The sequence below is a fragment of the Streptomyces sp. NPDC127098 genome, assembly GCF_042722465.1.
Taxonomy (GTDB): Bacteria; Actinomycetota; Actinomycetes; order Streptomycetales; family Streptomycetaceae; genus Streptomyces; species Streptomyces millisiae.
The window spans coordinates 277,632-296,808 of record NZ_JBHXFJ010000001.1; the positions used below are offsets into that span (position 1 = coordinate 277,632).

Annotated in this window: 20 protein-coding genes; 6 read left to right on the plus strand and 14 right to left on the minus strand. The window is 74.9% G+C overall.

What is annotated here, in order from left to right:
* Positions 1–23 precede the first annotated feature (23 nt).
* Both ACFWI8_RS01215 and ACFWI8_RS01220 read right to left on the minus strand, forming a co-directional pair.
* The gene (locus tag ACFWI8_RS01215) at positions 24–1,013 is read right to left on the minus strand and encodes a BtrH N-terminal domain-containing protein (RefSeq protein ID WP_387084199.1); all 990 of its coding nucleotides are present in this window, start codon (positions 1,011–1,013) and stop codon (positions 24–26) included.
* The gene (locus ACFWI8_RS01220) at positions 1,010–1,816 is read right to left on the minus strand and encodes a MerR family transcriptional regulator (protein WP_387084200.1); all 807 of its coding nucleotides are present in this window, start codon (positions 1,814–1,816) and stop codon (positions 1,010–1,012) included. The genes ACFWI8_RS01215 and ACFWI8_RS01220 overlap by 4 nt, the downstream gene beginning before the upstream one ends.
* 134 nt (positions 1,817–1,950) lie before the next feature.
* Between ACFWI8_RS01220 and ACFWI8_RS01225 the strand changes: the two genes are divergently transcribed.
* Positions 1,951–3,096 (plus strand): serine hydrolase domain-containing protein, encoded by a 1,146-nt coding sequence (locus ACFWI8_RS01225; protein ID WP_387084202.1) that lies wholly within the window; start codon positions 1,951–1,953, stop codon positions 3,094–3,096.
* Here the strand turns inward: ACFWI8_RS01225 and ACFWI8_RS01230 are convergent.
* Together ACFWI8_RS01230 and ACFWI8_RS01235 are read right to left on the minus strand one after the other, a co-directional pair.
* On the minus strand, positions 3,059–4,243 hold the full coding sequence (locus ACFWI8_RS01230; RefSeq protein ID WP_387084204.1) for a cytochrome P450: 1,185 nt from the start codon (positions 4,241–4,243) through the stop codon (positions 3,059–3,061). The genes ACFWI8_RS01225 and ACFWI8_RS01230 overlap by 38 nt on opposite strands.
* A gap of 181 nt (positions 4,244–4,424) precedes the next feature.
* Positions 4,425–4,859 carry a ribonuclease domain-containing protein gene (locus ACFWI8_RS01235; RefSeq protein ID WP_387084206.1) on the minus strand — a complete coding sequence of 145 codons (435 nt, stop codon included), beginning with the start codon at positions 4,857–4,859 and terminating at the stop codon, positions 4,425–4,427.
* A gap of 239 nt (positions 4,860–5,098) precedes the next feature.
* Here ACFWI8_RS01235 and ACFWI8_RS01240 point away from each other — a divergent pair, with 239 nt between their 5' ends.
* Entirely contained in the window at positions 5,099–5,509 is a 411-nt protein-coding gene (locus tag ACFWI8_RS01240) for a hypothetical protein (RefSeq protein WP_387084208.1), read from the plus strand.
* Positions 5,510–5,537: 28 nt separating this feature from the next.
* Here ACFWI8_RS01240 and ACFWI8_RS01245 read toward each other — a convergent pair whose 3' ends face one another.
* From ACFWI8_RS01245 to allB, 3 genes are all read right to left on the minus strand, one after another.
* Positions 5,538–6,341: a helix-turn-helix domain-containing protein gene (locus tag ACFWI8_RS01245; protein ID WP_387084210.1), complete on the minus strand. Its 804-nt coding sequence runs from the start codon at positions 6,339–6,341 to the stop codon at positions 5,538–5,540.
* A 72-nt stretch (positions 6,342–6,413) separates the two neighbouring features.
* A complete protein-coding gene (alc, locus tag ACFWI8_RS01250; protein ID WP_387084212.1) occupies positions 6,414–7,565 on the minus strand; it encodes an allantoicase in 1,152 nt (383 codons plus the stop codon).
* Positions 7,562–8,911, minus strand: a complete 1,350-nt coding sequence (gene allB, locus ACFWI8_RS01255; RefSeq protein WP_387084214.1) for an allantoinase AllB — start codon at positions 8,909–8,911, stop codon at positions 7,562–7,564. Before allB ends, alc begins: the two co-directional genes overlap by 4 nt.
* A 160-nt stretch (positions 8,912–9,071) precedes the next feature.
* Between allB and ACFWI8_RS01260 the strand changes: the two genes are divergently transcribed.
* The 3 genes from ACFWI8_RS01260 to aceB all read left to right on the plus strand — a co-directional run bounded on the left by ACFWI8_RS01260 (position 9,072) and on the right by aceB (position 12,168).
* Positions 9,072–9,866: an IclR family transcriptional regulator gene (locus tag ACFWI8_RS01260; RefSeq protein WP_387084216.1), complete on the plus strand. Its 795-nt coding sequence runs from the start codon at positions 9,072–9,074 to the stop codon at positions 9,864–9,866.
* A 64-nt stretch (positions 9,867–9,930) separates the two neighbouring features.
* Positions 9,931–10,530 carry an NTP transferase domain-containing protein gene (locus ACFWI8_RS01265; protein ID WP_387084218.1) on the plus strand — a complete coding sequence of 200 codons (600 nt, stop codon included), beginning with the start codon at positions 9,931–9,933 and terminating at the stop codon, positions 10,528–10,530.
* Between the two features lie 45 nt (positions 10,531–10,575).
* Positions 10,576–12,168 carry a malate synthase A gene (gene aceB / locus ACFWI8_RS01270; RefSeq protein ID WP_387084220.1) on the plus strand — a complete coding sequence of 531 codons (1,593 nt, stop codon included), beginning with the start codon at positions 10,576–10,578 and terminating at the stop codon, positions 12,166–12,168.
* On the opposite strand, the gene ACFWI8_RS01275 is transcribed toward aceB, so the two are convergent.
* The 7 genes from ACFWI8_RS01275 to ACFWI8_RS01305 all read right to left on the minus strand — a co-directional run bounded on the left by ACFWI8_RS01275 (position 12,165) and on the right by ACFWI8_RS01305 (position 17,868).
* Positions 12,165–13,409, minus strand: a complete 1,245-nt coding sequence (locus ACFWI8_RS01275) for a sulfite oxidase (RefSeq protein WP_387084222.1) — start codon at positions 13,407–13,409, stop codon at positions 12,165–12,167. The two genes, aceB and ACFWI8_RS01275, sit on opposite strands and share 4 nt — an antisense overlap.
* Before the next feature lie 68 nt (positions 13,410–13,477).
* Positions 13,478–14,854 carry an 8-oxoguanine deaminase gene (locus ACFWI8_RS01280; protein WP_387084224.1) on the minus strand — a complete coding sequence of 459 codons (1,377 nt, stop codon included), beginning with the start codon at positions 14,852–14,854 and terminating at the stop codon, positions 13,478–13,480.
* Positions 14,851–15,786, minus strand: coding sequence for a factor-independent urate hydroxylase (gene pucL, locus ACFWI8_RS01285; RefSeq protein WP_387084226.1), 936 nt, complete (start codon positions 15,784–15,786; stop codon positions 14,851–14,853). Before pucL ends, ACFWI8_RS01280 begins: the two co-directional genes overlap by 4 nt.
* Positions 15,787–15,800: 14 nt before the next feature.
* Positions 15,801–16,634 (minus strand): 2-oxo-4-hydroxy-4-carboxy-5-ureidoimidazoline decarboxylase, encoded by an 834-nt coding sequence (gene uraD, locus ACFWI8_RS01290; RefSeq protein ID WP_387084228.1) that lies wholly within the window; start codon positions 16,632–16,634, stop codon positions 15,801–15,803.
* A gap of 32 nt (positions 16,635–16,666) precedes the next feature.
* Positions 16,667–17,050, minus strand: coding sequence for a helix-turn-helix domain-containing protein (locus ACFWI8_RS01295; RefSeq protein WP_387084230.1), 384 nt, complete (start codon positions 17,048–17,050; stop codon positions 16,667–16,669).
* Positions 17,047–17,313 (minus strand): hypothetical protein, encoded by a 267-nt coding sequence (locus tag ACFWI8_RS01300; protein ID WP_387084232.1) that lies wholly within the window; start codon positions 17,311–17,313, stop codon positions 17,047–17,049. The genes ACFWI8_RS01295 and ACFWI8_RS01300 overlap by 4 nt, the downstream gene beginning before the upstream one ends.
* Positions 17,314–17,484: 171 nt before the next feature.
* The gene (locus tag ACFWI8_RS01305) at positions 17,485–17,868 is read right to left on the minus strand and encodes a DUF5955 family protein (protein WP_387084234.1); all 384 of its coding nucleotides are present in this window, start codon (positions 17,866–17,868) and stop codon (positions 17,485–17,487) included.
* Positions 17,869–18,223: 355 nt separating this feature from the next.
* Between ACFWI8_RS01305 and ACFWI8_RS01310 the strand changes: the two genes are divergently transcribed.
* Positions 18,224–18,937, plus strand: coding sequence for a hypothetical protein (locus tag ACFWI8_RS01310; RefSeq protein WP_387084236.1), 714 nt, complete (start codon positions 18,224–18,226; stop codon positions 18,935–18,937).
* The last annotated feature ends 240 nt before the right edge of the window (positions 18,938–19,177 follow it).

Genomic DNA, 19,177 nt, shown 5'->3' on the forward strand with positions numbered 1-19,177 from the left:
GCGCGGACCGGTCGCCCTTCGGCTCACTCCCCCAGGCGACTCAGGGCCCGCATGGCGTCGCGCTCCAGCCGGGCGAGGTCGTGCAGGACGGCGCCCGCCCGTTCGAGGCAGTCGGCGTCGCCCGTCTCGCCGGCCCGGGTGATCAGGGTCGCGACCTCCGTCCACCCGGTGGCCGCCTCGGCGTACAGGCGGTGGCCGGTGCGCAGGTGTTCGTCGTCGAGCAGGTGGGCGCACTCGGCGAGGAAGTCGCGGTAGAGGTTGCGGAACAGGGCGCCGCCGGTGCCGGCCCGCTCCATCAGTCGGGCGGACCCCGGCAGGTCACGGGCCGGGTCCTCGGCGCGCTGGAGCCAGGTCCGCACCAGCCTGCCGGCCTTCTCGACGCCGCGGTGGCCGAGGTTGGCGATGGGCGGGTCGAGGAAGGCGTCGGCGCAGGCGGTGACGGCGGGGACGATCCGGTCCCGGGGCGCGGGCGCGTCCGGGGGGACGGTGAGGGTGAAGGACCGGTGCCTGGCGGTCATCGGGCCGCGCGCCGCCCTGGCCTGTGCGAGGCTGGTCAGGCTGGTGGTGACCGCCCCGCCCTGCTGTTCGGTGTCGACCAGGTGGGCGTCGTGTTCGTCGTAGCCGTACATGGCGACGACATGGCCGCCGAAGTGCGCCTTCGAGGTGAAGTACTCCAGGTGATGGCTGTCGAGTTGGAGTCCGACGGGGCGACCGGCGTCGATGGGGGCCGCCAGGTTCTCCCAGGCCCTGCGGGGCGAGGTGGTCTCCCTGACGACGAGGTCGAGACCGAGCCTGGCGGCCAGGTTCCTGGTGAGTTCGAACGGCCTGACCCGTCCGCCGAGGAAGGGGAAGCCCATGTTCCTGGCGTCCCAGTAGACGAACGACAGGCCGGAGCCGAGGCCGAAGAGCATGGGCTCGGACAGGTCGAGCCCTTGGTGCCGCAGCAGCACCCCGAGGGTCGTGGTCTCGCAGTGCTGCCCGCCGCGGGCGTCGACGTCCCGCACCGTGGTCATGCCGTGCTCTCCTGGACGGGGATGGCCAGTCGGGTCATGAGCTCCTCCTGCGGGGCCTCGCCGGGGCCGACGAGGTAGGTCTCCCGCACGGGCGCCGACGGGCGCAGCCCGCGCTCGTGCACGGCGGCGAAGAGCGCGTGGTAGGCCAGGGGCAGTTGGGCGTAGGGCCCGACGTGCACGGTCTCGGCGACGGGCCCGCCTGGCAGCGCCTCGAACTCCAGGCCGGGGACGCCCTGCCCGTGCGGCGTCCGCGCTCCGAGGGCGATCGCCGTCCGCTCCGCCAGGTCGAGCGGGTAGAGCCCGCACAGCGGCGGCTCCCAGGCGATCCCCGCCTCGCCCAGCACGGTCAGCAGCCGGCCCAGGCACTCCCCGACCGTCCGCCCGATCTCGGCGGGGGCGCAGACCGCGCGCACCACCGCAAGACCGCGCTCCGGCTCCCTGCCCAGCGTCACCTCGTAGCCGGGCAGGCCGCCCTCCGCCAGCCGCTCCAGCATCCCGAGACGCGCCTGGTCCCTGCTGATCCGCTCGGCCAGCCGGTCCCGCTCGGCGCGCAGGATCTCCGCCCGGTGCTCGGGTTCGGCGGCCAGGGCCCTGGCGATCACGGCCAGCGGCAGGTCCATCTCGCGCAGCAGGGCGATGGTCAGGGCGTCGCGGGCCTGTTCCGGCGCGTAGTAGCGGTAGCCGGAGCCGGCGTCCACCAGGGCCGGGGCCAGCAGCCCCGTCTCGTCGTAGTGCCGCAGCTGCTTGACGCTGAGCCGGCACAGGCGGGCGAAGCGCCCGATGGTGAGCAGTTCGTCGTGCACGCCCTCATGGTGGACCCTCCCCCCGTGGGAGGGTCCACCGCCGGCTCAGCCGGGCACCCGGCGGCCGATGAGTTCGGGAGGCGGCGCGGGTCTGTCCCTTTCGACGGCACGGGTGGCGGGCGAAAGGTGGAGCGATGGCCGGGCTGCGGGAGGTTCTGGGGCGGCGGGTGGCGGACGGTTCGCTGCCGGCGGCGGTGGCGTTGGTGGCCGGCGGCGACCGTGTGGAGGTCGCGGCGGCGGGCCCGGTGGGCCGGGACGGCATCTTCCGGATCGCCTCGCTGACCAAGCCCGTCACGGCCGCGGCCGTGCTGGCGCTGGTGGACGAGGGGCGGATCGGCCTGGCGGATCCGGTCGGGCGGTGGTTGCCGGAGTTGGCGGCGCCCGCCGTGGTGCGGCATCCGGCCGCGCCGGTGACGGACGTGGTGCCGGCCGAGCGGGCCATCACGGTCGAGGACCTGCTCAGCTCGCGGGCCGGCTACGGCTTCCCGGCGGACTTCTCGCTGCCCGCCGCCCGGCTGTTGTTCGAGGGCGTGCAGAGCCATCCGTTGGAGCCGCAGTTCCGCGCCGCGCCGGACGAGTGGCTGGCGGAGCTGGCCCGCGTTCCGCTGCTGCACCAGCCGGGCGAGTCCTGGCTGTACAACACCTGCTCCGACCTGCAGGGCCTGCTGGTCGCCAGGGTCACGGGCCGGCCGCTGCCCGAGTTCCTGGCCGAGCGGTTCTTCGAACCGCTGGGGATGGTGGACACCGGCTTCGCGGTGCCGGCCGGGAAGCTGGGCCGCTTCACCACGCTGTACCGGCCGCTTCCCGGGGGCGGGTTGGCGGTGGCCGACGAGCCCGCCGGTCAGTGGAGCCGGCCGCCGGCCTTCCCGTCCGGGGCCGGCGGGTTGGTGTCGACGGTGGACGACCTGTTGGCGTTCGCGCGGATGCTGCTGGACGGCGGCCGGGGGCTGCTGTCGGCGGCGTCGGTGCGGCGGATGACCACCGACCAGCTCACCGCGGAGCAGCGGGAGGCGGGCCGGCTCTTCCTTGAGGGGCAGGGCTGGGGCTACGGCGGCTCCGTCGACGTGGCGGTCGTCGATCCGTGGAACGTGCCGGGGCGCTACGGCTGGGTCGGCGGCAGTGGGACGGCGGCGCACCTGGTGCCGGCCGCCCGCGGCGTCGCGATCCTGCTGACCCAGGTGTGCATGACGGGGCCCACGCCGCCGCCGCTGATGCGGGAGTTCTGGCGGTACGCGGCGGGGGTCACCAGCGGATCGGGAGATGGAGGGGGCCGCGGATGAGGATGCCGGGGTGCCAGGGCACGGCGGCGGGGTCGGCGTCGAGGGCCAGGTCGGGGGCGCGTTCCAGCAGGGCGCGCAGCGCGATCCGCCCTTCGAGGCGGGCCAGCGGGGCGCCCAGGCAGTAGTGGATGCCGTGGCCGAAGGCCAGGTGGCCGCGGGTGTCGCGGCGGATGTCGAAGCGGTTCGGGTCGGGGAAGCGGGCCGGGTCGCGGTCGGCGTCGGCGAGGGCGGGGAGGACGAGGTCGCGGCGCGGGATGACGACGCCGCCGAGTTCGATGTCCTCGGCGGCGAAGCGGATGGTGGGCGTCGGCACCGGGCCGTCGTAGCGCAGGATCTCCTCGACGGCGTTGTCCAGCAGCGACCAGTCGGCGCGCAGCGCGGCCAGCTGCTCGGGGTGGCCCAGCAGCGCCAACACCCCGTTGCTGATCAGGCCGACCGTGGTCTCGTGGCCGGCGATGAGCAACAGCCAGCACATGCCGAGGAGTTCCTCCTGCGAGAGCTGGTCGCCTTCGGCGTCGGCGGTGCCGAGCAGCGCGCTCAGCAGGTCGTCGCCCGGCTGCTCGCGCTTGGCGGCCAGCAGGCCGATCAGGTACTCGGTCATCGCGGCCAGGGTCGCCTCTGCCTCGTCCATCGCGGCGGCGCCGGTCATCACCTGCGACCAGTGGCGGAAGCGGTCCCGGTCCAGGTAGGGGACGCCGAGGAGTTCGCAGATCACGGTGATCGGCAGCGGGAAGGAGAAGGCGGAGACCAGGTCGGCGCGCCGGTCGGGGGCGGCCAGCATCGCGTCGAGCAGTTCGTCGGTGAGCTGGCGCACGCGCGGCGCGAGGGCCGCGACCCGGCCCGGGGTGAACTCGCGGGAGACCAGGCGGCGCAGCCGGGTGTGGTCGGGCGGGTCGGTGATCAGCAGGTGCGGGCCCGGCGCGATCCGTTCGATGTCGGTCTCGTCGACGCCGGTCGGGTAGGCCTTGACCAGGCGCGGGTCGGTGAGCGCGGCGCGGGCCTCGGCGTGGCCGACGATCAGCCAGGCCGGGTAGTCGCCCGGCAGGCGGACGCGGTGCACGGGGCCACGCTCGCGCATCGCCGCGAAGTAGCGGTACGGGTCGCGCGTGAAGTCCTCGCCGGCCGCCAGCAGATCGACCACGTCCATGCCGCCCCCAGGTTCGCCGGATGTGTCCTCGACCTCGGGTCGATGCTACGAGGGGGCCCTGCGGTCCGGTCAACACCGCCTCGGGCGGGGTGGGGAGCGGCGGGCGGCGGCGCCGGGTCCGTGTGGGGTGCGGTCCCGGCGCCGCCGGTGGGGGGACGCGGTCAGGTGGTGGGGGGACGGCTCAGCAGCCGTGGTCGATCAGGTCGAACGAGGCGTAGTGGTCGGCGGTGTAGTAGTCCTCCTGGTAGGAGTCGCCGGTGACGACGCGGCGGGCGCCGCGGGTCGAGCTGCCGGGCGTCTCCACCGTGTACTCGTGGTAGTAGCCGGTGGGTTGGGAGGGGAGCAGGCCCTCGCGGTTGTAGAAGGTGCCGCCGTCCTGGGGGTAGGGGAAGGGGCCGCCCTGTTCGATCAGGTCGAGGGTGTCGTGGGCCTGGGAGGGGAGGTCCGAGTAGCAGACGTCGCCGTAGGCGAGCGCGGCGGCGGACCCGGTGGGGGCGAGGGTGGGGGTGCTGGCGGTGGCCGGGGCGCCGACGAGGAAGGTCAGCAGCAGGGCGCCGAGGGCGCCGGCCCGGACGGACCGGGCGCGGAGCCCGGTCGCACGGAAGTTCATGCCCATGCCAATCAGTGTGACGCGCGTAGCGTGTCGGCCGTCAACCACGCCTCGCCGATATTTCCCAGGAGTTCACACGGCCGGGCGCGGCTTCACGCGTCCCCCGCAGCCGGAAGGCGGTCCGTCAGTTGCGACGGCGGCCGCGCCGCCGGCCATGACCTCCCACGTCATCGACGGCCGGCCCACGGCGGGGCGAGGGTTGGGGGGAGCCAGAACCCCGCCCCTCCCGAAGGAGCTGATGACCGATGTCCGCACTCGCCCTCACCAGCACGCCCGCCACGCCCGGTCGAAGGCTGCGCCGTTGGCTGGCGCTCGACGCCGTCGTCACGGGCGGCAACGCGCTGGCGTACCTCGCCGCCGCGGGCCCGGTCGGGCGGCTGCTCGGCCTGGACACCGCGCTGATCGCCGGAGTGGGAGCGTTCCTGCTGCTGTTCGCGGCCGGGGTCGGGTGGCTGGCGAGCCGGCCTGAGCCGCCGGTGACCGCGGTGCGGTGCGTCATCGAGGCGAACGCCGCCTGGGCGGTGGCCAGCCTCGCCGGCGTGGTCCTGTGGCTGGGGCCGAGCACCGCCGGTGCCGTGTGGATACCCGCGCAGGCCCTGGTGGTGGCCGCTCTCGCGGCGGCCCAGTACGCGGCGCTGCGGGCCGTGCCGCGCTGATTCGCCGCCTGCGGCTCCCGACGCGCGGCTACCCGGCCAGCTCCGCCAGGTGCCGCGCGGTCGCCGCGTCGGCCGGCAGGAAGGTCTCGAGGGCCAGCTCGGAGACCGTCACGTCGACCGGGGTGTTGAACGTGGCGATGGTGGAGAGGAACGACAGCCGTCGGCCGTTGATCCGGACGATCAACGGCAGTGCGACCAGGCTGTGTTCGCCTGCCCGTTCGTCGCCGCCGGGCGGCGCGGGGTACGCCGCGACCTCTTCGTACAGGGCGCGCAGCGGCTCGGAGCGGAGCAGCGCCAGCTGACGGCGCATCTGGTCCAGCAGATGGCCGCGCCATTCCTGGAAGTTGAGGATGCGTGGGGCGAGTCCGCGCGGGTGCAGCGTGATGCGCATCGCGTTGGGCGGCTGGGCGAGCAGCTCGGGAGCGACGCCGTCGAGCAGCAGCGAGGCGCCGCGGTTGGCCCCCCACACGCGGTAGGTGCCGTCCAGGATGAGCGCCGGGTAGGGGTCGTAGCCGGTGAGCAGCCGGTCCAGGCCCAGCCGCACCACCTCGAGCGCCGGGGAGTCGAACGAGGACTCCGGGTACTCCGGTGCGTGACCGGCGGCGACGAGCAGGGCGTTGCGCTCCCGCACGGGGACGTCCAGGTGTTCGGCGAGCCGCAGCACCATCTCCCGGCTGGGCCGGGTCTTGCCCGTCTCGACGAAGCTGATGTGCCGGGCCGAGGAGTCGGCGCGCAGCGCCAGGTCCAGCTGGCTGACCCCCGCCCGCTGGCGCCACTCCCGCAGCAGGGGGCCGACGCCGGTGGTGGCGGTCGTGGGGGCGGCGCTGGGCATGCCGCGAGGGTAACCCCGAGCTGAGGGGGCGCACCACCTGGGGGAACGCGCCGGGCGGCAGGGAAGAGCCCGTCAGCCCGTCAGCTCGCGGTAGCGGGCGGCGAGACGGCGGGCGCCGGCCTCGGTGAGCGAGCCGTACAGCCGCAGCCTGGCCACCCCGCCGTCGGGGTGGACGTCCAGCCTGGCGTGGGTGGCCGGGCCGGCGTCGGGCAGCACCAGGCGGTGCACCGCGTCGGGCCGGAGCGGGGTGCCGCGCAGCACGGTGCGCCACTCCGCGCCCGGCGTGTCGGCGTCGAGCAGCGAGAGGGTGGCCCAACCGGGGGCGTTGCCCTTGTAGTTGCCGGTGTCGATCTCCACGGCGCGGATCACGCCCTGTCCGGCGAGCCGCAGCCGCAGCCAGTCGTGGCCGTGGTCGCGGCGCCTGCGGGTCTCCCAGCCCTCGTGCATCTCCCGGGAGCGGCCGGGGTGGATGACGTGCGCGGGCGGCGAGTAGAAGCGGTCGGACGCGTCCTCGGCGGCGCCGCCGTGCTCCAGGGCCGCGAGGTCGAAGGTGCCGAGGGCGGCCAGCCAGGCCGGGTCGGCCACCGGCTCGCCGTGCGCCCGCAGCCTGGCCACGCCGCCGTCCGGGTACTGGCTGAGCCGCAGGTGGGTGAAGCGCCGCTCGACGCCGCGGACGGGGAAGGCGTTGGCGGCGTGGCCGCCGACCGGGGTGCGGGGCAGCAGTTCGGTCCAGCCGCCCGCGCCGGCCGGGTCGGCCGTCGCCTCGACGCGGACCGCGGCCGGGTGGTTGCCGCGGAAGTGGGCGGTGTCCACGACGAGTCCGCGGACGACGCCGGGGACGCCGAGCCGGACGACGGCCCAGTCGTGGTCGTCCTCCGCCGGGTGCGGGGAGTCGGCCGAGGTGCCGCGCCGGCGGCGGGTCTCCCAGCCGTCCATGACCTTGCCCTTGTGGCCGTAGGCGGCGGGGTCGAAGTGGGCGGGCTCGGGGCGGACCAGGTTCTCGCGCTCCGCGAAGAACTCGTCGCTCGCGGCGGTGACGGAGCCGCCGAGCCGGCGGTCGGCGAGGTCGGGCAGGTGGGCGAAGGGCAGGTCGCCGGGCGCCGGGGCGCGGTAGTCGGCGTAGGGGTCGCCGCCCGCGTAGGGGCGGGCCTGGCCGGTGAAGTCGGTGCCGGTGAACCCGGTGCCGGTGGGCGGGTCGCCGGGGGACGGGGTGGGGGCGCTCATGCGGCGGGTCCTCTCGTGAGCAGCCGGCCGGCGGCGGGCCCGGTGACGTGGCCGTCCTCCGCGATCAGCCGGCCGCGCAGCCAGGTGGCGCGGACCACCCCGTGCAGGGTGCGGCCGGCGTAGGCGGTGACGGGGTTGCGGTGGTGGAGGGCGGCCGGGTCGACGGTGAAGGTGGCCTCGGGGTCGAGGAAGGTCAGGTCGGCGTCCATGCCGGGCGCGATGGCGCCCTTGTGGGCGAGGCCGGCGAGCCGGGCCGGTCCGGTGGCCATCCAGCGGACGACGTCGGCGAGCCGGTGGCCACGGGCGCGGGCGGCGGTCCAGACGGCGGGCAGCCCGAGTTGGAGGGAGGAGATGCCGCCCCAGGCGGCCCCGAAGTCGGGGACCTTGAGGTCGGCGGTGCAGGGCGAGTGGTCGGAGACGACGCAGTCCAGGGTGCCGGCGGCGAGCCCGGCCCAGAGCGCGTCCTGGTTGGCGGCCTCCCTGATGGGCGGGCAGCACTTGAACTCGGTGGCGCCGTCCGGGACCTCCTCGGCGGTCAGGGTGAGGAAGTGCGGGCAGGTCTCGGCGCTGATCCGGACGCCGTCGGCCCTGGCCTCGGCGATCAGCGGGAGCGCGGCGGCGGTGGAGAGGTGGAGCACGTGCACGCGGGTCCCGAACCGCCGGGCGAGGGCGATCAGGCGGCGGATCGCGTCGAGTTCGGCGGCGGGCGGCCGGGAGGCGAGGAAGTCGGCGTAGGCGCGGCTGCCGGCCGGGTCGGGGGCCTCGGCGAGCCGCGCCGGGTCCTCGGCGTGCGCGATCAGCAGGCCGTCGAAGGCGGCGATCTCGGCCATGGCGGCGGCCAACCGCTCGGCGTCGAGCTCGGGGAACTCGTCGACCCCGGAGGGCGAGAGGAAGCACTTGAAGCCGAAGACGCCGGCGTCGTGCAGCGGGCGCAGCCGGGCCGTGTTGTCGGGGACGGCGCCGCCCCAGAAGCCGAGGTCGGTGTGGGCGACGGCGCGGGCGGCGGCGCGCTTGACGGCCAGATGCTCGGGGGTGGTGGTGGGCGGGACGCTGTTGAGCGGCATGTCGATCAGGGTGGTGATCCCGCCGGCCGCGGCGGCCCGGGTGGCGGTGGCGAAGCCCTCCCATTCGGCGCGGCCCGGGTCGTTGACGTGCACGTGCGTGTCGACGAGGCCGGGCAGCAGCGCCGCGGTGCCGAGGTCGACGAGCCGGGCGCCGGGCGGCGCGGCGGCGTCGTGCGGCAGCACGGCGGCGATCCGGCCGTCGGCGACGGTGACGCTCGCGGGGTGCTCGCCCTCGGGGGTGAGCACCCGGGTGGATCGCAGCAGCAGCTCGGTACCGGTCAACGACTCGCCCCCTCACAGGCTTCAACAAGCTGTTGAACGTCGATCCTCGGCGGCGACGGGCGGCACGTCAAGGACAGGTAGGCTTCCGGTAGCCCGCGACCACCGACTCGCGAGACCGGCATCGCGAGACCGACTCCCCACAACGAATGAGGAACGCGACGTGTCGTCCGACGTGCGCAAGTCCTCCGCCAGCGGCGGGGTCCAGTCTCTCGAGCGCGCCTTCGCCCTCCTCGAACACATGGCGGACGCCGGGGGCGAGACGGGCCTGAGCGAGCTGGCCGGCAGCAGCGGTCTTCCGCTGCCGACGATCCACCGGCTGATGCGCACCCTGGTCGTCTGCGGCTACGTCCGCCAGCAGCCCAACCGCCGCTACGCGCTCGGCCCGCGGCTGATCAGGCTCGGCGAGAGCGCGGCCCGGCCGCTCGCGACCTGGGCGCGGCCGCATCTGGCGCGGCTGGTCGAGGAGACCGGCGAGACCGCCAACATGGCGCTGCTCGACGGCGACGAGGTGGTGTACGTGGCGCAGGTGCCGTCGCGGCACTCGATGCGGATGTTCACCGAGGTGGGCCGCCGGGTGCCGCCGCACTGCACGGGCGTGGGCAAGGCGCTGCTCTCCGGGCTGCCGGACGCCGAGGTGCGGGCGCTGCTGGTCCGCTCGGGGATGCCGCCGGCCACCGAGCGCACCATCACCACGCCCGACGCGTTCCTGGCGGCGCTGCGCACGGTCAGGGAGAGCGGCTTCGCGCTGGACGACAACGAGCAGGAGATAGGCGTGCGGTGCGTCGCGGTGCTGGTCCCCGACTCGTCGACGGCCGCCGCGATCTCGGTGTCGGGCCCCGCCGGGCGGGTCACGGACGCGGCGACGGAGAAGATGATCCCGCTGCTCCAGGAGGTGGCCAGGGACCTGTCGGCGGCGCTGGCCACGCCCCCGAGGACGAGCGGCGTTCTCCGCTGACCTCGCCGTCGGGGGGGCCAGGTCCTGTCCGGTCGATCGGTCGGACAGGGCCTACCCTGGCGGCATGACCTCGACCGCGCCCGTCGCCGGACTGCTGCTCGCCGCGGGCGGTGGGCGGCGGCTCGGAGGGCGGCCCAAGGCGTTGTTGACGACGCGTGGGCGGCTCTTCGTGGAACTGGCCGCCGGCGCGCTACGCGCCGCCGGCTGCGATCCCGTGGTGGTGGTGCTCGGCGCGGCGGCCGAGCGGGTGCGGGAGCGGGCCGAACTGACGGGCTGCCTGCCGGTGGACAACCCGGCGTGGGAGTCCGGCATGGGCTCCTCGCTGCGGGTCGGCCTGGCGGCTGTGTCACGCGCCGGCGCCGGCGCGGCGCTGGTGGCGCTCGTCGACCAGCCGGGCGTCGGGGCGGCGGCGATGGCCAGGGTGGCGGCCGCGTACCGCTCGCCCGAGTCGTTGGCGGCGGCCGCGTACGGCGGGCGGCGCGGGCATCCGGTGCTGATCGGCGCGGCGCACTTCGCGGGGGTCGCGGCGGAGGCCGAGGGCGACGCGGGGGCGCGCGACTATCTGCGGGCGCGGGAGGCGCTGATCACGCTGGTGGAATGCGGGGACGTGGCCGTACCCGACGACGTCGACGAGCCGGGAGATCTCATTGATCTTCCATCATGAGGAAACTAACATCCGTTATCCGCCCGCCTGAAGGAGTGACCGCCCATGTCCGCCGTCACCGTCGCAGCCCCGACCGTCCTGCCCCGGCAGGAGGAGGTGCTGACCGAGGAGGCACTCGACTTTCTCGCCGAGCTGCACCGGCGGTTCACCCCGCGCCGGGACGAGCTGTTGGAGCGGCGCGCCCACCGCCGCGCCGAGGTCGCCAGGACCGGCGCGCTCGACTTCCTGCCCACCGCCGCCGTCCGGGACGGCGACTGGCAGGTGGCGCCGGCGCCGCCTGCCCTGCTCGACCGCCGCGTCGAGATCACCGGCCCCACCGACCCCAAGATGACCGTCAACGCGCTCAACTCGGGCGCCCGGATCTGGCTCGCCGACTTCGAGGACGCCTCCTCCCCCACCTGGGCCAACGTCATCGGCGGCCAGCTCAGCCTGGCCGACGCGTTCCGCCGCCGCATCGACTTCACCGACGAGCGCGGCAAGCGCTACGAGCTCAAGCCCGACGAAGAGCTGGCCACCGTCGTGATGCGGCCGCGCGGCTGGCACCTGGACGAGCGGCACCTGACCGTCGAGGGCCGCGCGATCCCGGGCGCGCTGGTCGACTTCGGGCTCTACTTCTTCCACAACGCGGCCCGCCTGATCGCGCTGGGCAAGGGCCCCTACTTCTACCTCCCCAAGCTGGAGTCCCACCTGGAGGCCCGGCTGTGGAACGAGGTCTTCCTGCACGCCCAGGACGCGCTCTCCATCCCGCGCGGCACGGTGCGGGCCACGGTGCTGATCGAGACCATCACGGCCGCGTTCGAGATGGAGGAGATCCTGTACGAGCTGCGCGAGCACGCCTCGGGGCTCAACGCGGGCCGCTGGGACTACCTGTTCTCGATCGTCAAGAACTTCCGTGACGCGGGCCCCGGTTACGTGCTGCCGGACCGCAACGCGGTGACGATGACGGCGCCGTTCATGCGCGCCTACACCGACCTGCTGGTCCGCACCTGCCACAAGCGCGGCGCGCACGCGATCGGCGGCATGGCCGCGTTCATCCCGTCCCGCGATGAGGCGGTCAACACCGAGGCGTTCCGTAAGGTCAGGGCCGACAAGGACCGCGAGGCCGGCGACGGCTTCGACGGCTCCTGGGTGGCGCACCCCGGCCTGGTCCCGGTCGCGCGGGAGTCCTTCGACGCCGTGCTCGGCGACCGGCCGCACCAGAAGGACCGGCTGCGCGAGGACGTCAAGGTCACGGCGGCCGACCTGCTGGCCATCGACTCGCTGGACGCGAAGCCCACCCACGACGGGCTGTGCAACGCCATCCAGGTCGGCACCCGCTACCTCCAGTCCTGGCTGGCCGGCCGGGGCGCGGTCGCGGTGTTCAACCTGATGGAGGACGTGGCCACCGCCGAGATCTCACGCTCGCAGATCTGGCAGTGGCTGAACGCCGGCGTGGTGCTGGACAACGGCGAGACGGTGACCCACGACTACGTCTGCCAGGTCGCCGCCGACCAACTGGTGGCGATCCGCGACGAGATCGGCGAGGACGCCTTCATCGAAGGCCGCTGGGAGCGGGCCTACGACCTGCTGCTGCGGATCGCCCTCGACGAGAGTTACGTCGACTTCCTGACCCTGCCGGCGTACGAGCTGCTGGACTAACTCACCGTGACGGGGTGCCTGACGACCGCGTCGAACAGGTACCCCTGCTGGTTGAAGACCGCACGCTCCGGCTGGGTCGCGCCCGTCACGTCCGTGGCGCGGGCCAGCAGCTCCACCCGGCCGGGCGCGGTGGGCGTCCAGTCGACCGACCAGCGGGTCCAGCCGTCGCGACGCGGGGTGTCGTGCAGCCTGGCCGGCCGCCAGCGGGCGCCGCCGTCCGTGCTGACCTCGACCGCCCGCACCCCGCCGGCACCCGACCAGGAGCGGCCGGTGAGCAGCTGCTCGCGGCCGGCGGCCAGCGTGGCCTCCCAGGGCAGTTCGAAGGCGCTCTTGAGGGTCTGCCGGGTGAGCGGCGCGCTGCCCTCCGGCGGGTGCGCCGGGCCGAAGAGGCGGTAGAGGTCGGTGTTCCACGGGCTGTACAGCGGCTCGGCGCTCACCTCGATATCGCCGACCCACTTGACGGAGGAGATGCCCACCCAGGACGGCACGAGCACCCGCACCGGGTGACCGTGGTCGGGCGGCAGCGGCTCGCCGTTCATCTCGTACGCGAGCAGCACGTCGTCCAGCGCCTTGGCGACCGGCAGTGGGCGCCGCACGTGGCCCATGCTGGCGCCGTCCGAGCCGAACACCTCGGCGTCCAGGCCGCGCGGCTGGACGTCGACGGCGTGCCGGGTGACCCCGGCGAGCCGCAGCACGTCACGCAACCGGACGCCGCGCCAGCGGGCCACGCCGATGGCGCCGAGGGTCCAGGCGGTGCCGCTGACCGTCTCGCCCTGCTGACTGGCGTAGAAGCTACGGCCGTTGCCCGCGCACTCGACGAACGCGGAGTGCTCGACGGCCGGCAGGGCGCGCAGCGCGGCCAGGCCGAACTCGGCCTCGCCCCCCGCCAGGCCGCTCCCCCACACCCGCAACCGCCAGGCGGCGGCGTCGAGTCGGGGGGTCGTGGTGTGGTTGCGGACGAAGAAGAGCTCGTTGGGGGTGTGGTAGCCGGCGCCGCGCAGCGCCGCGAAGCGGGTCTCGGCGTTGGTGCCGCGGATCGCGAAGTGCTCCTCGGGCAGCGGCTTGACGATGCCGGCCGCGGCGGCCGCGCGGGGCGCGAGCGGGCCGCCGACGGCGGCCGCGGCCCCGGCGGCGGCGAGCAGCCCGAGCAGCCGGCGCCGCCCGATGCCCTCGGCGCGCGCCTCCCCGTCGAGGAACTGGCGCAGCCGACGGCGGTCGTAGGTCCTCTCGTCGTTGGTCATGCCACCCGATCCTGCTGGGCGGCGCCCGGGGACTCCATTGCGGCACATTGCCGCTCGATGAACATTCGTCAGGCGTCGGCGACGATCCTCGCGAGTCGGCGGGCCTGGGTGGCGGCCTCGCGGGCGATGTCCTGCTCGTCGGCGGTGAGCAGCCGGCCGTCCTCGACCACGGGCACGCCGTTCACCAGCGCCAGGGTGACGGGCGCCGGCGGGCCGAGGACCAGGGCGGCCACGGGGTCGGCGATGGTCGAGTGGCCGAGCCCGTCGAGCCGCCACAGCACCACGTCGGCCAGCCGGCCCGGGGTCAGCGCCCCCAACTCGCCGGCCCTGCCCAGCACCTGGGCCCCGCCGTAGGTGCCGAGGCGCAGCGCCCGGCGGGCGGTGAGGGCGTGCTCGCGGTGCGGTCCGAGGCGGCTGACCAGCAGCGCGTTGCGCAGCTCGGTGTGCAGCTCGCCGCTCTCGTTGGAGGCGGTGCCGTCCACGCCGAGGCCGACCGGGACACCGGCGGCCAGCAGGTCGGGGACCCGCGCGATGCCGGCGGCCAGGCGGGCGTTGGAGGAGGGGCAGTGGGCGACGCCGGTGCCGGTGCGGGCGAACGCGGCGATGTCGGCGTCGGTCATGTGCACGCAGTGCGCCATCCACACGTCGGGGCCGAGCCAGCCGGTGGACTCGAAGTACTCGGTGGGGCCCATGCCGAACAGCTCGTGGCAGAACCGCTCCTCCTCCACCGTCTCCGAGCCGTGGGTGTGCAGCCGCACCCCGAGACGGCGGGCCAGCGCCGCCGACTCGCGCATCAGCTCGGTGGAGACGGAGAACGGCGAGCAGGGCGCGACGACGATCCGCAGCATCGCGTCCTCGGCCGGGTCGTGGTGCTCGGCGACGGCGGCCTCGGTGGCGCGCAGCGCGTCCTCGATGGTCTCGACGGCGAAGTCGGGCGGCAGGCCGCCGTCCGAGGCGCCCCGGTCCATCGAGCCGCGGGCCGCGGTGAACCGGACGCCGAGCTCGCGGGCGGCGCCGAGCTCGGCGCCGAGCAGGTCGCCCGCGCCCTCCGGGAAGACGTAGTGGTGGTCCATCGCGGTGGTGACGCCGCCGCGGACCATCATGGCGAGCGAGGCGCGGGCCGCGGCGCGCACCATCTCCTCGTCGATCCTGGCCCAGACCGGGTAGAGCGCGACCAGCCAGTCGAAGAGGTTGGCGTTCTGCGCCAGGCCCCTGGTGAGCCACTGGTAGAAGTGGTGGTGGGTGTTGACCAGGCCGGGGGTGGCGAGATGCCCGGTGGCGTCGATCACCCGGGTGACGCCGGCGAGTCCGGTCGGGGCGGGCCCCGGGCCGACGGACTCGATGCGGTTGCCCGCGATGACCAGGTGGCCGCGCTCGTGCTCGGTGTCGTGCTCGTCGACGGTGGCGACGGCGCAGTTCTCGATGACGGTCCTGGCGAGGGTCATGCCGGGCCTCCTGGCCACGGGGCGGTCAGGTCAGCGGGGATGCGCTGCTCCGCGCCGTCCCGCAGCACGGTCGCCTCGATCAGCCCGTAGGGGCGGTCGGCCGCGAAGTAGACCGCGCCGTCCGGGCCCTCGTTGGTCAGCCCGAAGGGTTCGAGGTCGACCAGGAAGTGATGCTTGTTCGGCAGCGAGAGCCGGATCTCGTCGACGCCCGGCAGCTCCTCGATCACCCGGGAGCCCATGGCGAAGAGCGTCTGCTGGAGCGAGTACGAGTAGGTGGTGGCGAAGGCGTCCAGGAGGTGCGCGCGGGCGGCGGCGTGCGTGGCGTCCCAGTCGGGGGCGACGCCGGCCGCCCCGGTGCCGTCGTGGGCGTGGCGCCAGACGGCGGTGACGTCGGTGGCCAGGACCCGGTCGGTGGTCTCCGGCAGCGTGGTGTAGCGGTCCTTCAGGTAACCGTGGAACTCGGAGTCCGTGGTGTTGAGGACGGTGACGCCGGTGAGACCGCTGAGTATCTCGGCGCGCCGGCCGTCGAAGGCGATCTGGGCGGTGCGGGTGCCGCCGCCGGCGCGGACGAAGGAGTGCGCGGTCTCGCCCGGCGTGGGGATCCGCTCCCAGGCGTACTCCTCGATCCTGATCCTCGCCCGGTGGATGGTGGGCTGGCCGGCGACGAAGTGCCTGGCCAGCAGCAGGCCGAAGTCCTCGGGCGAGGCGATGCCGTGCTCGCGGGCGAGGGCGAAGACGGTGTTCTTGGTGGTGTCGGTGGTGAGGACGGCCGCGTTGTCGCCTGAGCGGTGCACGGCCTCCATGTCGCCGGAGAGGGCGACGGAGACGTTGAGGTCGCGGACGTGGTGGGTGGTGCCGTCCCTGGTGACGCGCACCAGCCGGGTCTCGGCCTTGCCGTACTGGTTCTGGCCGAGCCTGGTCGCCGGGGTCACGGGCGTGGCCTCCTTCAGCTTCCTCGGTAGACGGAGTAGCCGAACGGGCTGAGCAGCAGCGGCACGTGGTAGTGCTGGCCCGGCTCGACGGCGAAAGCGGTGGTGACCTCGGGGAAGAAGGCCGGGTCCGGCTCCCGGTGGGCGGCGACGGCGAAGGTGAGCCGCGCCTGGAGGGCGCCCCCGGGCAGCGGCGGCAGCCCCGCACAGCGGCCGTCGGCGTCGGTGGTGGCGGCGGCGTGCGGGGCCCAGGCGCCGTCGGCGGCGGCGCGGACGGCGAGCCGGACGGGGACGCCGGCGGCCGGGCGGCCGGCCGCGGTGTCCAACACGTGGGTGGAGACGGTGGTGGTGGCCTCGGCGAGCCGGCCGAGGCGGACGGCGTTGATCTTGCCGAGCTCGGCGCGGGCGATCTCGGCCTCGACGTCGGGCGGGTTGTGTAGCCGGGCACGCAGCGCGGCGCGCATCCGCTCGCCGTCGAGGCCGGTGGCACAGATCAGGAAGACGTGCCCGAAGCGCTCCTGGTAGGCGAGGTTGAGCTCGACCATCTCGGCCCTCAGCTCGTCCGGCGCGTCGGCCATGCCGCGCTGCTCGCGCGCCGAGACGGCGTCGCCCGGGGTGGGACGGCCGATGGGCGGGTGGCCGGCCAGCGCCTCGGCCAGGTCGACCGCCGTGAGCCCGGCGACCGCCCGGTCGTTGGCGGCGAGCAGGGCGCCCCGCGCGGGATAGGGGCGGCCGGCGAGCAGTGCCTCGCCCCAGGCTCGCGAGGCGCACACGCGACGCAGCACCTCGCGCGCCGCGCGCTCGTCGGCGCCGTTGAGCCAGGCCAGACCTGGCGCCGGTGGTGACGTCATGGAGGACAGCTAAGCCGCCACGGTCAGCGACGTCAACAGTTTGTTGAACGGTTGAGGTAGTTGTACACGGTGAAGCGGGACACCCCCAGGGCGCCGGCCACGGTCTCGACGCCGTGCCGCATGGCGAACGCCCCGCGCGCCTCCAGACCGCGCACGACCTGCTGCTTGGTGGCCCGGTCGAGCTCGGCGAGCGGCCGCCCGTGGCGGCGTTCGAGATCGCCGAGCATGTGGTCGAGGGAGGCGGACACCAGCGGCAGCCGCACGGCCGCGACGGGGCCGCCGGCCCAGGAGAGCAGCACGTCGTCCTCGCCGGCGCGCTCCGGCGGGACCAGCTCGCCGCCGATGGCGTCCACCAGCGGCCGGACGGCGGCGATGAAGTCCGCGCCGGGGGCCGGGGGTTCGGCCGGCCCGCTCATATGGACCCCGCACCGGACGGGTCCTCCGCCAGCGCGTTGACCTGAAGCGAGATCCGGGTGGCGCCGGCGGCGAGCGCCCGGCGCAGCACAGCGTCCACGGTGGTGAGCACGGCGTCGGCCGAGCCCTCCACGGTGTTGCCGAACGGGCCGACGTCGACGGCGTCGAGCCCGGCGCCCGACACCACCTCGCGCGCGGCCAGGGCATGCGGGGGCGGCTCGTCCAGGTCGAACGGCTCCGTCGTGAACTCGAGTCTCAGTCGCACGCCGCCAACCTAACGCTCCGCAGGGAGTGCCGCGACGGGCCGCCGCTCGTCCGCGGAGCCGCCGTGGCCGGTCGAGCCCACGCCAGCGCCGCGGCACCCGTGCCCTTGCGGGCGCCGCCGAACCGAAGTGGACGTCGCAAGAGCCGCCCTGCCCCGGCGGGGCGCGGCAGGTCAGTGGCCGGCGGGCCAGTCGAACTGGCGCGGCAGCCTGCCACCGTACGGGGGGTGGGTCACCCCGGCCGGGACGTCCGGCGGCACGCCGTGCGGCGGCCCGAACAGCTCGACGGCCTGCCGCAGCTGCACCACGGCGGGCGCCAGCGCGCTGACCGAGCCCACGGCGCCGGCGATCATCAGCAGGGCGTTGCGCAGAGCGGCCGTCTCGGGCGCCGGGTCGCTCGCGGCCGCGCTCAGCACCGCGAGCTGGTGCTCGGCGACCCCGCGATCGGCCAACGCGGCTGCATAGCCGTTGAGATCGCGGCGCAGCCGCTCGATCGCCACGCGCAGGGCTCCCACGCGCGGATCAGCCCCGCCGCCCTGGGCACCGACCCAGCCCACGGGAACGTCCCGGACCAGGTCCGGGTGAGGCTGGGCGGGGGCTCTGTGCGCCCCGCTGGCAGCCTCGGTCTCTCCTGCCGCCACTCGGCCCCTCCCTGCCCGTCGATCTCGACGCCACCCGCGCCCGCCTGTCGGCGGTGCGGACAGGCCCAGTAAATATCACTGTCCGCGCATCGCGCCATACGGAGTGCGAGATCATGTGTCACATTCCGATGAACAAACCCTCGCCAACACGTCGGTTCCGGTCAACCTCGCGATGACCGGAAGCCATCTCGCGTGCGAGGTCTGCCGGATCACCGACGCGTCCGGGACACTGTGAGAATTGTGCCGAGAAGTTCCGCCCCGGGAGCGAGAGATGGCGAAATCGGTGCCGGTGCGCTGCCCGGCGTGCCACCGCGAGCACGCCTATGTGCCGCACGAGTTCCCGTGTGCCTGTGGCGCGCCGGTCAGCGTGACGCCCGCGCGCGCCGGGGCGGCCACCGCCGTGCCGGTGCGCCACCGGTCCTGGGCGGGTTCGTGGGCCGAGGTCGACTGCGGCGCCTGCGGCCGTCCGGGGCAGTGGCCGCAGCCGCAGTTCGAGTGCCCCTGCGGGGTGACGGTGCGCCTGTCCCAGGTTGACGAGCTCCCACGGGCGCCGCGTCGCGAGCCCGCCGGGCGGCCGCCGTTCCAGCCGTTGACGATCAGGACGGCGTACGACGCGGCGGCCGGCGCCGCGCACTTCCTGCGCTGGCTAGGCTTCCCCGAGGTGCGGGCCACGGTGCCACGCGCGGCCGCCGGCGTGGACCTGCGCGGCTTCGGCGTGGTGGGCCTGGTCGACCCGACCACCAGGCCGACCGGGCTGCGCCCGCTGGAGACGCTCTGGCTGCACGGCCTCGCCGAGTCGGCCCTCCCCGTGGCGTTCTCGCTCGCCGGCTACCACCGGGAGGCACGGGCACGCGCCGACGAACTGCGGCTGCCGCTCTTCGTGCTCGACCTGACGGGCACCCCGCAGCCGGTGAACGACCCGGCGGAGGAACTGCTCACCACCGGTACGGAGGGCCTCCGGCCCGGTAGGCCGGATCCGCTCTGACGAGGTGGTGAGGGAAGTTTCCGGGCTCCCGGTCGGCGGTACCGGCGGCCTCAGGACCGGTGGACGGCAGCCACTCGACCGCCGGCACCTGGCGCGTGCGCCGCGGCGCCTGCGGCCTCCGGCCCGGTTGGCCGGGCCCGCTCTGACGGGGTGTTGACAGGAGCTTCCGGGCCCCCGGTCGGGCGGTGCCGGCGGTCTCCGGGCCAGCGGCCCGGGCCCGCCCTGACGGAGGTTCAAACG

Bases quoted from the DNA above. Each gene is read 5' to 3' on its own strand.
- ACFWI8_RS01215 (WP_387084199.1), bottom strand. From the start codon at position 1,013: ATGACCACGGTGCGGGACGTCGACGCCCGCGGCGGGCAGCACTGCGAG.
- ACFWI8_RS01225 (WP_387084202.1), top strand. From the start codon at position 1,951: ATGGCCGGGCTGCGGGAGGTTCTGGGGCGGCGGGTGGCGGACGGTTCG.
- ACFWI8_RS01230 (WP_387084204.1), bottom strand. From the start codon at position 4,243: ATGGACGTGGTCGATCTGCTGGCGGCCGGCGAGGACTTCACGCGCGAC.
- ACFWI8_RS01235 (WP_387084206.1), bottom strand. From the start codon at position 4,859: ATGGGCATGAACTTCCGTGCGACCGGGCTCCGCGCCCGGTCCGTCCGG.
- ACFWI8_RS01240 (WP_387084208.1), top strand. From the start codon at position 5,099: ATGTCCGCACTCGCCCTCACCAGCACGCCCGCCACGCCCGGTCGAAGG.
- ACFWI8_RS01245 (WP_387084210.1), bottom strand. From the start codon at position 6,341: ATGCCCAGCGCCGCCCCCACGACCGCCACCACCGGCGTCGGCCCCCTG.
- alc (WP_387084212.1), bottom strand. From the start codon at position 7,565: ATGAGCGCCCCCACCCCGTCCCCCGGCGACCCGCCCACCGGCACCGGG.
- ACFWI8_RS01265 (WP_387084218.1), top strand. From the start codon at position 9,931: ATGACCTCGACCGCGCCCGTCGCCGGACTGCTGCTCGCCGCGGGCGGT.
- aceB (WP_387084220.1), top strand. From the start codon at position 10,576: ATGTCCGCCGTCACCGTCGCAGCCCCGACCGTCCTGCCCCGGCAGGAG.
- ACFWI8_RS01275 (WP_387084222.1), bottom strand. From the start codon at position 13,409: ATGACCAACGACGAGAGGACCTACGACCGCCGTCGGCTGCGCCAGTTC.
- ACFWI8_RS01280 (WP_387084224.1), bottom strand. From the start codon at position 14,854: ATGACCCTCGCCAGGACCGTCATCGAGAACTGCGCCGTCGCCACCGTC.
- uraD (WP_387084228.1), bottom strand. From the start codon at position 16,634: ATGACGTCACCACCGGCGCCAGGTCTGGCCTGGCTCAACGGCGCCGAC.
- ACFWI8_RS01295 (WP_387084230.1), bottom strand. From the start codon at position 17,050: ATGAGCGGGCCGGCCGAACCCCCGGCCCCCGGCGCGGACTTCATCGCC.
- ACFWI8_RS01310 (WP_387084236.1), top strand. From the start codon at position 18,224: ATGGCGAAATCGGTGCCGGTGCGCTGCCCGGCGTGCCACCGCGAGCAC.